Origin of the sequence: Synechococcus sp. BA-120 BA3 (genome assembly GCF_034931285.1) — a bacterium.
In the GTDB taxonomy this organism is placed as follows: Bacteria; Cyanobacteriota; Cyanobacteriia; order PCC-6307; family Cyanobiaceae; genus Cyanobium.
Genome location: NZ_JAYGHZ010000288.1, coordinates 1 through 11,982 on the forward strand (window position 1 = coordinate 1; position 11,982 = coordinate 11,982).

At 72.1% G+C, this 11,982-nt stretch carries 13 protein-coding genes and 1 pseudogene; 5 read left to right on the plus strand and 9 right to left on the minus strand.

All coding sequences use genetic code 11. The features are described 5' to 3' along the window. The coding region (locus VB737_RS11610; RefSeq protein WP_500313126.1) for a S66 peptidase family protein at positions 1 to 754 on the plus strand (754 nt) is incomplete at its 5' end. Here VB737_RS11610 and VB737_RS11615 read toward each other — a convergent pair. Beyond that, positions 741 to 1,823, minus strand: coding sequence for a CpcT/CpeT family chromophore lyase (locus VB737_RS11615; protein ID WP_500313127.1), 1,083 nt, complete (start codon positions 1,821 to 1,823; stop codon positions 741 to 743). The genes VB737_RS11610 and VB737_RS11615 overlap by 14 nt on opposite strands. Positions 1,824 to 1,831: 8 nt before the next feature. Beyond that, complete coding sequence (ispD, locus tag VB737_RS11620) at positions 1,832 to 2,539, minus strand: 2-C-methyl-D-erythritol 4-phosphate cytidylyltransferase (RefSeq protein ID WP_500313129.1); 708 nt, start codon at positions 2,537 to 2,539, stop codon at positions 1,832 to 1,834. Positions 2,540 to 2,618: 79 nt separating this feature from the next. On the opposite strand from ispD, the gene VB737_RS11625 reads away from it, so the two are divergent. From VB737_RS11625 to fabG, 3 genes are read left to right on the plus strand one after another with little or no spacing between them, the layout of a single operon-like run. Beyond that, positions 2,619 to 3,461 carry a glycosyltransferase family 9 protein gene (locus tag VB737_RS11625; RefSeq protein WP_500313130.1) on the plus strand — a complete coding sequence of 281 codons (843 nt, stop codon included), beginning with the start codon at positions 2,619 to 2,621 and terminating at the stop codon, positions 3,459 to 3,461. A 9-nt stretch (positions 3,462 to 3,470) separates the two neighbouring features. Next, positions 3,471 to 4,595: a potassium channel family protein gene (locus VB737_RS11630; RefSeq protein WP_500313132.1), complete on the plus strand. Its 1,125-nt coding sequence runs from the start codon at positions 3,471 to 3,473 to the stop codon at positions 4,593 to 4,595. A 57-nt stretch (positions 4,596 to 4,652) separates the two neighbouring features. After that, positions 4,653 to 5,405 carry a 3-oxoacyl-[acyl-carrier-protein] reductase gene (gene fabG, locus VB737_RS11635; protein ID WP_500313134.1) on the plus strand — a complete coding sequence of 251 codons (753 nt, stop codon included), beginning with the start codon at positions 4,653 to 4,655 and terminating at the stop codon, positions 5,403 to 5,405. A gap of 7 nt (positions 5,406 to 5,412) precedes the next feature. Here the strand turns inward: fabG and VB737_RS11640 are convergent, their stop codons facing one another. Further along, on the minus strand, positions 5,413 to 5,655 hold the full coding sequence (locus VB737_RS11640; RefSeq protein ID WP_500313144.1) for a hypothetical protein: 243 nt from the start codon (positions 5,653 to 5,655) through the stop codon (positions 5,413 to 5,415). A gap of 138 nt (positions 5,656 to 5,793) precedes the next feature. On the opposite strand from VB737_RS11640, the gene groL reads away from it, so the two are divergent. After that, positions 5,794 to 7,461: a chaperonin GroEL gene (gene groL / locus VB737_RS11645; protein ID WP_500313135.1), complete on the plus strand. Its 1,668-nt coding sequence runs from the start codon at positions 5,794 to 5,796 to the stop codon at positions 7,459 to 7,461. A gap of 37 nt (positions 7,462 to 7,498) precedes the next feature. Here the strand turns inward: groL and VB737_RS11650 are convergent, their stop codons facing one another. From VB737_RS11650 to VB737_RS11675, 6 genes and pseudogenes are all read right to left on the minus strand, one after another. Continuing rightward, positions 7,499 to 8,203 (minus strand): N-acetylmannosamine-6-phosphate 2-epimerase, encoded by a 705-nt coding sequence (locus tag VB737_RS11650; protein WP_500313137.1) that lies wholly within the window; start codon positions 8,201 to 8,203, stop codon positions 7,499 to 7,501. A 22-nt stretch (positions 8,204 to 8,225) separates the two neighbouring features. Further along, positions 8,226 to 8,795 (minus strand): hypothetical protein, encoded by a 570-nt coding sequence (locus tag VB737_RS11655; RefSeq protein WP_500313138.1) that lies wholly within the window; start codon positions 8,793 to 8,795, stop codon positions 8,226 to 8,228. Positions 8,796 to 8,809: 14 nt separating this feature from the next. Beyond that, a complete protein-coding gene (locus VB737_RS11660; RefSeq protein WP_500313142.1) occupies positions 8,810 to 9,673 on the minus strand; it encodes an ABC transporter permease in 864 nt (287 codons plus the stop codon). A 20-nt stretch (positions 9,674 to 9,693) separates the two neighbouring features. Further along, the gene (locus VB737_RS11665) at positions 9,694 to 10,716 is read right to left on the minus strand and encodes an ABC transporter ATP-binding protein (protein WP_216919153.1); all 1,023 of its coding nucleotides are present in this window, start codon (positions 10,714 to 10,716) and stop codon (positions 9,694 to 9,696) included. 38 nt (positions 10,717 to 10,754) lie between these two features. Further along, a complete protein-coding gene (locus VB737_RS11670; protein ID WP_500313140.1) occupies positions 10,755 to 11,750 on the minus strand; it encodes a heme o synthase in 996 nt (331 codons plus the stop codon). Then, a pseudogene (locus tag VB737_RS11675) lies at positions 11,743 to 11,982 on the minus strand (COX15/CtaA family protein); the annotation flags it as partial. The pseudogene VB737_RS11675 and the gene VB737_RS11670, both read right to left, overlap by 8 nt.

The window sequence follows — 11,982 nt, forward strand, 5'->3', positions numbered from 1 at the left end:
CAGGGACGCCGAGCGGGCCGGAGATCTGCTACCGCACAACGACCCGGAGCCGCCGGCGGCCCTGCTGGCCTGTGTGCGGGGGGGCTGGGGATCGGCCCGGCTGCTGGAGCGCCCGCTGGAGGCGGCCGGCGGCTGGCTGCTGGGCTTCTCCGATGTCACCTCCCTGCTGTGGCACCGGCTGGCGACGGGCCAGGGGGGCGCCATCCACGGCCCCCTGCTGACCACCCTGGCCGCCGAACCGGCCTGGAGCCGGGAGCGGCTGCGGGCCCTGCTGTTCGGCGAACCCCTGGCCGATCTCGAGGGGGAGCCCTGGGTGGGCGGCCAGGCGGAGGGGCCGTTGCTGGCCGCCAACCTCACCGTGGCGACCCACCTGCTGGGCACCCCGCACCTGCCGGACCTGGACGGGGCGATCCTGATCCTCGAGGACGTGGGCGAGGCGCCCTACCGGATCGAGCGGATGCTCACCCACTGGCGCCTCTGCGGCGCCCTGCAGCGGCTGGGGGGCCTCGGCTTCGGCAGCTTCGAGGGCTGCGGCGATCCCACCGACCCCGAAGGCGACGGCTCCCGCTTCAGCCTGGAGCAGGTGCTGCGGGAGCGCACGGCCGATCTGGGGATTCCGGTGCTGGCGGGCCTGCCGGTGGGCCACGGCGACGTCAATGCCGCCCTGCCCCTGGGGGTGCGGGCCCGGCTCGATGGCGACCGGGGCCGGCTGAGCCTCATCGATGGCGCCGGGGGGCGCGTCAGTCGCCCGTGAGCCTCTCCTCGTCCATGAGCCTCTCCTCATCGATGACGGTGCGGCCCACCAGCCGCCCCTCCTTCAGCATCTGGGCCACCCGCCAGCGGCGGCGGCCATCGGAGCTGCAGCTGATGATCTCGTGCACCTCGGGGTCGGCGGGGTCATGGGGGTGCATCACCAGCAGGCTGCCGGCGGCGGGCTGCTCCCCCGGCAGGTCCATCGCCCAGCCCCGGTAGCGCTCGCTGGCGAACCACACCCGGCCGGAGTGGATCTCGCCCCGGGCCTCGATGCGCCGCAGCGGAGCGTCCTCGGGACCAAAAAGGTTGCTCTGGTGGTACAGCCAGTGGCCGGCTTCCTCGAGCACCCGGATGGTGACCGTGCTGGGGAGGGTCTCGAGCAGGTCACCGCCGGCGTCGTAGCGGCGGAAGCTGCCGCGCCACACGCCCTGCTGCTTCACCAGGGCCGGCAGCTCGGGACCACCCTCGGCCCGGTCGAACAGCAGCCAGCTGAAGCCGTCGACCTCGCCCCGCACCGAGCCGTCAACCAGCCGCAGGCTGCGGTCCCGGTACCAGAGCTGGTCGGGATGGAGGAGCATCTCGAACTCAGCGCAGACCTCGCCGTCCTCCGGATGTTGATACCGGCAGGCCCCAGGATCCATGCGGGCGCGGAAGCGGTCGAGGCCCGGCTCCGCGGCGAAGAACAGGTCACAGCCCGGATGGCGATCGAAGGTCTCCGGCCCCAGGTCCGCCACCAGGGAGGCCGCCAGGGGCGGACGGTCGTAGGTGGGTCCGCCACGGAAGAACAGCTGCTCGGCCCGGACGGCGCTGCGGTCCGGGTCGTGCCGCAGCACCACCACCCGCTGGCGGTGGGCCAGCTGGGGGGCACTGGCGCGGAACTCCTGGAAGTAGAGCACCACCTCCCCCAGCTGGGGCGCCGGCAGCCGCTCCACCACCAGGGTGCGCAGCTCCCGGGTGAGCTCGGGCGCTTCCGGGCCTCCCCTGGCCACGTTGGCGGCCACCTGGCGCCGGTTGTGGAAGGACCCCTGCCAGCGGGCGGCGATCGTCTCGAGCTGGGCGGCGCTGTCCATCGGCGGCCTCAGGTCTGGCGGGTCGCCAGCACGGCGCTGGCGATGGTGAGATCGAAGCGGGTGGTGAGCTTGATGTTGGAGGGGGGCGCCTCCAGCACCCGCACCGGCAGCCCCAGGCGTTCGTAGAGGGCGGCGTCGTCGGTGACGCTCCAGCCCTCACGCTCGGCCCGCCCGTGGGCCTCCCGCAGCTGGGCCACCCCGAATCCCTGGGGCGTCTGGGCCGCCCAGAGGCCGCTGCGTTCGGGGGTGGCGGTGATCACGCCACGGCCATCCACCTGCTTGATGGTGTCGGTGACGGGGGTGGCAGCGATGATGCCGGCCCCCTCGACCATGGCCTGCGTCAGGGCCGTGGCGCAGCGCTCCAGCAGGTCCGGCTCCGCCAGGCAGCGGGCCCCGTCGTGGATCAGCACCGCCTCGGCATCGGCGGGCAGGGCCTCCAGGCCCCGCCGCACCGACTCCTGGCGGGTGTCACCGCCGACGATCCAGGCCACCGGCTGGGCCAGGGACCGGCGGGGCTCGGCCGCAGCCAGGATCGCGCCGATCGCCGCCTCGTCCTCCGGCCGGCCCATCACCCCGATCCAGCGGATCGCCGGGCAGGCCAGGGCGGCGTCCAGGGTCCAGGCCAGGACGGGGCGTCCGGCCAGGGGCAGCAGCAGTTTGTTGGTGGCGGCGCCCATGCGGCGGCCGCTGCCGGCGGCGGCGATCAGCAAATGCACAAGCGATGGGCCGCCCGGGCGGAACACTGGAGTCCTCTCCATACAATCAGGCCGCGAGGCCCGCCCGACCGAACGCCCGATGCGCGCACTGTTTCTGATCCCGGGCGACGGCGCCAGCCAGCTGCAGGCGCTCCCGGCCGTGGCGGCCACCGCCGAGCAGCTCCGGTTCCAGATCCAGGTGGTCTGCCACCCCTCGCTGGCCGCTCTCTGGAAACTGCTGCCGGCGGTGGAGAAGGTGATCCCCTTCAACTTCGGCGATGCCACCCTGGCCGACTGGGCCAACCTGCTGGGGTCGGTGCGGGAGCCCGATTTCCAGGCCTGCATCAACCTGGCGGCCGGCCGCCAGGTCGACCTGATGCTCTCGATGAGCCACATCCCCAACCGGATGGCGGCCGGGGGCTTCTCCGCCACCGAGAAGGTGCAAGTGCCCCAGGGTCTGTGGCCAGCCCAGGCCCTTGAGGCCTACCTGCAGCCCATCGGGGTGCGGCTGGAGGCCGCCACCTTCCGCCTGGCCCTGCCCCGGACCTCCATCGAGGAGGCCATGGCCACGTTGCCGGCCGGCGACGGACCGATGCTGCTGCTGGCCCCCTCCGGCCGCCCCGGCGACTGGGCTGAAACGGCCTGGCAGGAGCTGCCCGGCCACATCGCCGCCACCCTTCCCGGCTTGCGAAGCCAGCTGGTGACTCCGGCCCCGGGGGCCGACATCCCCGGCCGGGCCGCCCTGGTGGCCGCCAGTGACGTGGTGCTGGCCAGCGATCCGGTGACGATCGAACTGGCCCTGCTCAGCGGCACCCCGGTGGTGGCCCTGGGTCGCAGCAGCGACAGCCTGCCGGTGCGCGACGGAGTACAAGGACTGGGTTCCGATGGCCACCTGCGTGACCTGCCCAGCCACGACGTGCTCAAGGCCCTCGGCCTGGGCTGAGTCACGCCGATGAGTCGCCTGTGGTTCTCCCGCAGGAAGCGTCCCCCCACCGCCCGGGCGCGCCGGCCCTGGCTCACCCCCCTGATCGCCCTGGTCGTGGTGGTCAACGCCAGCGCCATCGGTTATCGGATCACCGAAGGCTGGGACTGGGGTGATTGCTACTGGATGGTGGCGATCACCATCGCCACCATCGGCTACGGCGAGGTCCACCCCCTCTCCAGTGCCGGTCGGCTGATCACCGTGCTCTCCATCGCCGGAGGAATCGTGGTGGTGCAGCTGACGATCCAGAACCTGGTGGGTCTCTCCGAATCCGGCTATTTCCGGCGCCTGCGGGAGCGCCGTTTCCGCAACTGGGTCCAAAGCATGAACAATCACGTGATTCTCTGCGGCTACGGCCGCATCGGCCAGGAGATCGCCGACCAGCTGATCCGGGAGAAGGTTCCCCTGCTGGTGGTGGAGATGGACCAGGGCTGCCGGGATGCGGCCGAGGAGCGGGGGCTGCCGGTGCTGTTCGCCGATGCCACCCTCGACGAGACCCTGCTGGAGGCGGGCATCCACCACTGCCGCAGCCTGGTGGCGGCCCTCTCCAGCAACGCCGCCAACCTCTACGTGGTGCTCAGCGCCCGGGGGCTGGCACCCCGTTGCCGGCTGATCGCCCGCTCCGACAGCGCCGAGGCGGGCCGCAAGCTGCGCCTGGCCGGCGCCGACCAGGTGGTGAGCCCCTACGTGGCCGGGGGCCGGGTGATGGCCGCCACCGCCCTGCGGCCCCTCGCCGTCGACTTCATGGAGCTGCTCGCCGGCTCCGACTGCGAGGTGGAGGAGTTCCAGCTCAGTGCCGACACCACCCGACTGGGGGAGCTCCAGGGCCGCAGCCTGGCGGAGATGCAGTTCGGCCGCCGCAGCGGCGCCCAGGTGCTGGCCATCCGCACCCCGGCGCCGGCGGTGGTCAATCCCTACTCCTATCGGGGCACCAGCTACGGCACGCCGGAGGCGACGCTGGTGACCAATCCCGGCGGCGACGTTCGCCTGGAGGCCGGCCAGTTGCTGGTGGTGATGGGAAGCAAGGAGCAGCTGCAACGCTTCGCCGATGTGCTCGGCCCGGCCCTGGAGAGCGCCGAGCAGATGGCCGACTGAAGCGATCGAGCCTGGCCGGCGCACGGCATACGATCGCCTCACCCTGCTCCCGCCCCCATGTCCAGCGCCGCTCCCCTCTCCGGTCAGGTCGCCCTGGTGACCGGTGCCAGCCGGGGGATCGGCCGGGCCATCGCCGAGTCCCTGGCCCTGGCGGGGGCCACGGTGGTGGTGAACTACGCCCGCTCGCCCGAGGCGGCTGAGGCGGTGGTGGCGGCGATCACCGCGGCCGGCGGCCGGGCCTGGGGTCATCAGGCGGATGTGGCCGACGAGGCGGCCGTGGAGGCGATGGTGAAGGCCGTGCTGGATCGGGAGGGGCGGCTCGATGTGCTGGTCAACAACGCCGGCATCACCCGCGACGGCCTGCTGATGCGGATGAAGACCGCCGACTGGCAGAGCGTGATCGACCTCAACCTCACCGGGGTGTTCCTCTGCACCCGCGCCGTCAGCCGCAGCATGCTCAAGGCCCGCCGCGGCCGCATCATCAACATCACCTCGGTGGTGGCCCTGATGGGCAACCCCGGCCAGGCCAACTACAGCGCCGCCAAGGCCGGCGTCATCGGCCTGACCCGCAGCACCGCCGCCGAATTCGCCAGCCGCGGCATCACGGTGAATGCCGTCGCCCCCGGGTTCATCGACAGCGACATGACCCGGGACCTCGACAAGGAGCCGATCCTTGCCGCCATCCCCCTCGGCCGCATGGGCCAGCCCGGCGAGGTGGCCGGGGCGGTGCGCTTCCTGGCGGCCGATCCGGCGGCGGCCTACATCACCGGCCAGGTGCTGCAGGTGGATGGCGGCATGGTGATGCGCTGAGCGCCGCTCAGGGTTCCGGGGCCAGGGGCTGGGCGAGGTCTTCGCGCAGCTTGCGGATCCGCTGCAGCAGGCGCAGGCGGCGGCTGCGGGCCGTGAGGGTGAGGAACAGGCGGATCGGCACATAGACCAGGGCCATCAGCAGGCCCAGGGCGGCGATCAGCAGAAACACCATGCCGTCGGCGGTGGTGCTCGGGACGAGGGCCGATTCGGTGGCCGCGCTGTCGAGGGTCTGCTGCAGCAGGTCTTCCATGGATCGAAGGTACCTCCTGCGCCTGGGGCCTGCCGCTGACTCGGAACGGGACATTCGGCTTTCCCCACCGAGGGGCGGATGCCTGGGGCGGGGTCGCTGTGGGACGCTGCGACGGATGCTCCTGATGTGATCCCGTCGATGGCCAAACTGATCCAGTTCGCCGATGCCTCCCGCGATTCCCTCGAGCGGGGGGTCAATGCCCTGGTCGATGCGGTGAAGGTCACCATCGGACCGAAGGGTCGGAACGTGGTGCTGGAGAAGAAGTACGGCGCCCCCGACATCATCAATGACGGTGTCACCATCGCCAAGGAGATCGAACTCGAGGATCCCTTCGAGAACCTGGGCGCCAAGCTGATCCAGCAGGTGGCCTCCAAGACCAAGGACACCGCCGGCGACGGCACCACCACCGCGGCCGTCCTGGCCCAGTCGCTGGTGCACGAGGGCCTGCGCAACGTGGCCGCCGGCGCCAGTCCCGTCGCCCTCCGCCGCGGCATGGAGCAGGCCACGGCCGTGGTGGTGGCGGGCATCGCCGAGCGCTCCCGCGCCGTGGCGGGCGACGCCATCCGCCAGGTGGCCACGGTGAGCGCGGGCAACGACGAAGAGATCGGCCGCATGATCGCCGAAGCGGTCGAGAAGGTGAGCGCCGATGGCGTGATCACCGTGGAGGAATCCAAATCCCTGGCCACCGAACTGGAGGTGACCGAGGGCATGGCCTTCGATCGTGGCTACTCCTCCCCTTATTTCGTCACCGACCAGGACCGGCGCGAGTGCGCCTTCGACAATCCCCTGCTGCTGATCACCGATCGCAAGATCAGCACCGTGGTCGACCTGGTGCCGGTGCTTGAGGCCGTCTCCAGGAGCGGCCGGCCCCTGGTGATCCTGGCCGAGGAGGTGGAGGGTGAGGCCCTGGCCACCCTGGTGGTCAACAAGACCCGGGGCGTGCTCCAGGTGGCCGCCGTGCGGGCGCCGGGCTTCGGCGACCGCCGCAAGGCCATGCTCGAGGACATCGCCATCCTCACGGGCGCCACGGTGATCAGCGAGGACCGGGCCATGACCCTCGACAAGGCCACCCTGGCCGACCTGGGCCATGCCCACCGGATCACGATCAGCAAGGACACGACCACGATCGTGGCGTCCGACGACCAGCGCGCTGCCGTCAGCGATCGGGTGGCCGCGATCAAGCGGGAGCTGGAGGCCACCGACTCCGAGTACGACCGCGAGAAACTCAGCGAGCGCATCGCCAAGCTCGCCGGCGGGGTGGCCGTGATCAAGGTGGGAGCCCCCACCGAAACCGAACTGCGCAACCGCAAACTGCGCATCGAGGACGCCCTCAACGCCACCCGGGCCGCCATCGATGAGGGCATCGTCGGTGGGGGTGGCAGCACCCTGGTGCAGCTCACCGAGGAACTCGGAGCCCTGGCCAGCCGCTGCGAGGGTGACGTCCGCACCGGGGTGGAGATCGTGCAGCGGGCCCTGGCGGCCCCGGCCCGCCAGATCGCCATCAACGCCGGCGCCAACGGCGACGTGGTGGTGCAGCAGATGCTCAGCCAGGGCAAGGGGTACAACGCCCTCACCGACAGCTACGAGGATCTGCTCGCCGTCGGCATCCTGGATGCGGCCAAGGTGGTGCGGCTCGCCCTGCAGGATGCGGTCTCGATCGCCTCGCTGCTGATCACCACCGAAGCGGTGATCGCCGACAAGCCGGAACCCCCCGCCCCCCCCGCCGGCGACGGCGGCATGGGAGGGATGGGCGGTATGGGAGGAATGGGTGGGATGGGCGGTATGGGCATGCCCGGCATGATGTGAGCCCCGGGGGGCTCGCACGGGCCGGCTGGGCTGCGGCTCAGCCGGCCATCGCCTTGACGTAGGCGGCCACCTGCAGGTCCACACCGGTGATCGCCGTTCCCACCACGACGGCATCGGCCCCACAGCCCAGGGCACGGCTCGCTTCCTGCTTCGAGGCGATGCCCCCCTCGCAGATCAGGGCCACCGCTTCGGGCAGATCGCTTCTCAGGGGGCCCAGCAGGTCCCAGGCCGGAGGTGGCAGCGCGGCGGTGGCTTCGGTGTAGCCGTAGAGGGTGGTGCCGACCCACTGGCAGCCAAGGGCCGCCGCCCGCAGCCCGCTGGCCACGCTGTCCACATCCGCCATCAGCGGAGCCCCCAGCTCCTGCCTGGCCCGGACGATCAGCTGATCCAGCTCCTGGCCGCCGGGCCGGGGGCGCTCGGTGGCATCGATGGCCACCACATCGGCTCCGGCCGCCCAGACGGCGCGGATCTCCTCCCAGCCGGGGGTGATGTACACCGGGCTGCCGGGGAAGCTGCGCTTCCAGAGACCGACGATCAGGGCGTCCGGGCAGCGGCGACGCACGGCGCCGATGTGCTCCGGACTCTCGAGCCGCACGCCGGCGGCCCCCTGGAGCAGGCTGGCCTCCGCCATCGCCGCGATCACGGCCGGATCGCGCATCGGGGAACCCTCGGGGGCCTGCACCGAGACGATCAGCCGACCGCCGAGGGCAGCCCGTTCAGGCAGGGGACGGGAGGACGCCATGGGCAGGGGCGGGGGTAGGGGATCAGCTGGCGCGGCGATGCTGCGGTGCCGCGGAGAGCCAGGAGCGCAGGTCGGCTAGGGTGGAGGGTGCCGGAGCCGGCGATGCGCTCGGGGTCGGGGGGTGCAGGGCGATGACGTCCGACAGGCCAGCAGGCGCCTCGGCCTCGGCCACGGGTTCGGGGACTGGCTCCTCGGCGGATTCCGCCTCCGCGCTGGGGGCGGTCGCCTCGGGGTCGGTCCCCTCGTGGTTCGTCGCCTCAGGGACAGCCCGGATGGCGGTGATCGGGGCTGGGGCGGCCGTGATCGGGGTGGGCTGCGGGGGGCCGGAGAAGGAGTCTTCGAGGGCCGCGAAGGCCTCGGCCATGGTCACGCTGGCGGGGGCCATCGCCGCGTCCATGTGCTGGAGCAGCCAATCGCCGGCCTCCCAGCCCGCCTCAGCGACCACGCTGCCGGTGCGGAAGCTCTCCAGGGAGGTCACCCCATGGCGGTGGGCCCACTGGCCGGTGAGGCGGGCAACGGTGGCGGCATCCCTGCGGCGGATGGCCTCGAGCAACAGGCTGGAGAGCTCTGGACGGGGGGGCGGCAGGGACACGGGGCAGGGCGGCGTCAGGTGAGCTTGCGATCCAGCATCGGGCGGATCAGCAGGAACAGACCGGCCGCCAGCCCCGCCAGGATGGCCAGGCAGGTGAGCGCGGTGAGGGATCCGTAGGGAGCCACCAGCACCACGTCGGTGAGGCAGAAGGACCCCGCGTAGGCGGCGCGGATCGGTTCAATCGCGAAGGTAAGGGGATTCAGGGCCGCCAGCCAGCCCAGCCAGGGGGGCATGAAGGAAATCGGTGCCAGGGCGGTGCTGGCGAACAGGAGCGGCAGGTTGGCCACGAAGATCACCGCGATCAGCTCGATGTGGCCCGGCAGGGCGAAGGCCAGACCGAGGCTGAGGGCGGTGACGGCGAAGACGAGCAGCAGCAGGGTGACCAGCACCAGCAGCAGCCCCGCCCCACCGGGCCAGCCGTAGCCGAGCAGGGCCGCGGTGCCCATGATCGCCAGGCTCTGCACCAGGCTGAGGCTGGTGATGTAGAGCACCGAGGCGAAGACGATCGAGCTGCGGGAGCGCAGCGGCGCCACCAGCAGCCGGTTGAGGAAGCCGAACTCCCGGTCGAACATCACCGGCAGGCCGGCGTTGAGCGCAGCACTGAAGGCCGTGAACACGATCACCCCGGCCCCCAGGAAGCGCCCGTAGCTGATGCCGCCAGGCAGCAGACCCTCCGGGGCGTTGGCGAACAGGGCCCCGAACAGCACCAGCCAGATCAGGGGCTGGAGCACGCCCGCCACCAGGGTGGAGGGACGCCGGGCCAGCTGGACGAACAGGCGGCGGGTGAGGGCGAGGGTCTCCTGGGTGATCTCGGCCAGGGCCGACGGTTCACCGCTGGCGGCGGGAAGGGGGGTCAGGGAGGGGCTGGCGCTGGTCATGGGGAATTCGGGGGTGCGGGTCATCGCATCGACTGCTTGCGTTCCTCCTTGAGGTCGCGGCGTCCGGCCACGGAGAGTTCCGCATCACTCAGGGTGCGGCCGGTGGCCTGAAGGTAGACGTCATCCAGGCTGGGGCGGCTCTGGGCCAGGGCGAACACCGGCAGCTGGGCTTCGGCCAGCTGCTGCCGCAGCGTCTCCACCACGCCGCTGTCCTCCACCACCAGGTTGAGGGAATAGCCCTGGGCCCGGTTGACCACCACCTGGCGGACACCGCGGCAGGCCTGGAGCAGGTCGCGCACCCGGCTCGCCTCCTGTTCGTCGCTGAACTCCCGCACCCGCAACGTCACCCGGTCGCCGCCCAGGGCGCCCTTGAGCGCGGCGGGGGTGCCTTCGGCGATCACCCGGCCGCCGTCGATGATGGCCAGGCGGTCGGCCAGGGCATCCACCTCCTCGAGGTAGTGGCTGCTGAGCAGCACCGTGGTGCCCTGGTCCCGCAGCTGGCGCAGCACCTGCCAGATGGTGGCGCGGCTCTCGATGTCGAGGCCGACCGTGGGTTCATCGAGCACCAGCACCCTGGGGCGGTGCAGCAGGCCGGCGGCCAGATCGAGGCGCCGGCGCATGCCGCCGGAGTAGCCGCCGCAGCGGCGGTCGATCCAGTCGCCCATGGCGAGCAGCTCGATCAGTTCGGCGGTGCGCTCCAGGCGGTCGGCGGCCCCCATGTGGTGCAGGGCGGCCTGGAGGTGGAGCAGCTCGCGGCCGGTGAGGATCTTGTCGATGGCCACCTCCTGGGCCACGTAGCCGAGCAGGCGCCGGACGGCCCGGGGCTCGGCCAGGGCATCCACCCCTGCCACCCGGACCTGGCCGGCATCGGGGGCCAGCAGGGTGCAGAGGATGCGCAGGGCCGTAGTCTTTCCGGCGCCGTTGGGGCCGAGCAGCCCGTAGAGGGAACCCGCCGGCACGCTGAGGGAGAGGTCGTCGAGGGCCTGGACCGGCGCGACCTTGCGGCCACCGAAACGCTTGCTGAGGTGCTCGAGCTCGATCAAGCCGGGGTCAATCGCGAAGGGCTGGTAGCCCGGCCAATCTAGGCAGCCGCAGCCGGAGCCAGATGGAGGGCGGCGGCCAGCAGGGCGGCCGGGTGGACGGCGCTGGCCAGGGGCGTGCGCGCCAGCACCAGCAGCAGGCAGATGCCGAAGAGGTAGAAGATCGACCAGCGGAACAGGCTGCGGGCCCGGCGGGGATCGCCCGGGTCCTCCGCCAGACTGCCGCTGAGCTGCAGCAGCCGGGCGTTGAAGGGGAGCACCAGCAGGCCGTAGAGCCAGCCGCCGCTGGGGAGGGCGACCACCCCAGCCAGGCTCAGGGCCACCGTCGCCCAGCTGTAGCGGCCAATGGCCCGGGCCGTGACCGTCAGACCCTTCACCACCGGCAGCATCGGAATGCCGACGGAGCGGTAGTCCTCACGGAGGAGGAGGGCCAGGGCCCAGAAATGGGCCGGGGTCCAGACCATCACCAGGCTGAACAGCCACCAGCTGCTCCAGCCCAGGTGGCCGGTGGCGGCCGCCGCGCCCACCAGGGGCGGAATCGCCCCGGCCATGCCACCGATGACGATGTTCTGGGTGGTGCGGGGCTTGAGCAGGGCCGTGTAAAGCAGCACGTAGCTGCACAGGCCCAGCAGGGCCAGGGAGGCGGCCAGGGCGTTGACGCCCAGAACCAGCACCAGCACCGAGGCGATGGTGAGGGCCACCGCGAGGCCGAAGGCCTGGCGCTGGGCCAGCCGGCCCGAGGGCAGGGCGCGGCGGCTGGTGCGCTGCATGCGGCCGTCGAGTTCCTGCTCCCACAGGCAGTTGAGGACGCCGGCGGCGGCCGAGGCCATCGAGCCGCCCAGCAGGGTGCAGAGCAGCCGGAGGGGGTCGAGCGGCCAGGCGGCGGTGAGGGCCATGCCGCCCACGGTGGTGGCGAGCAGCAGGGGAATCAGCCGCGGCTTGGCCACCTCCAGCCAGGCCGGGAGCTTCACCGAGGGCCGGATCGCCGCCGGCGAAGAGGGTGCGGCGATGGTCGCCACGGCGCTGACACTAACCATGGGCCACCTCGAGACGGACAGGAACGGACGGGGACGGGAACGCGCGTCCCCACAGCCCACCGAGCACCCCCACCAGCAGGGCGGCGGTGAGCTGGTGGGCGATGGTGACGGCCGGGACGGCCAGCTGGAGCCGCAGGGTGAGCACCCCGAGCACCACCTGAAGCACCACCAGGCCGGCGGCGGCGACGGCCATGCCGCGGGAGCGGCCGGGGCCGGCAGGCAGGGCCAGGGA

Coding starts and splice junctions, on each gene's coding strand:
- VB737_RS11615 (WP_500313127.1), bottom strand. CDS start 1,823: ATGGACAGCGCCGCCCAGCTCGAGACGATCGCCGCCCGCTGGCAGGGG.
- VB737_RS11625 (WP_500313130.1), top strand. CDS start 2,619: ATGCGCGCACTGTTTCTGATCCCGGGCGACGGCGCCAGCCAGCTGCAG.
- VB737_RS11630 (WP_500313132.1), top strand. CDS start 3,471: ATGAGTCGCCTGTGGTTCTCCCGCAGGAAGCGTCCCCCCACCGCCCGG.
- fabG (WP_500313134.1), top strand. CDS start 4,653: ATGTCCAGCGCCGCTCCCCTCTCCGGTCAGGTCGCCCTGGTGACCGGT.
- VB737_RS11640 (WP_500313144.1), bottom strand. CDS start 5,655: ATGGAAGACCTGCTGCAGCAGACCCTCGACAGCGCGGCCACCGAATCG.
- groL (WP_500313135.1), top strand. CDS start 5,794: ATGGCCAAACTGATCCAGTTCGCCGATGCCTCCCGCGATTCCCTCGAG.
- VB737_RS11650 (WP_500313137.1), bottom strand. CDS start 8,203: ATGGCGTCCTCCCGTCCCCTGCCTGAACGGGCTGCCCTCGGCGGTCGG.
- VB737_RS11660 (WP_500313142.1), bottom strand. CDS start 9,673: ATGACCAGCGCCAGCCCCTCCCTGACCCCCCTTCCCGCCGCCAGCGGT.
- VB737_RS11670 (WP_500313140.1), bottom strand. CDS start 11,750: ATGGTTAGTGTCAGCGCCGTGGCGACCATCGCCGCACCCTCTTCGCCG.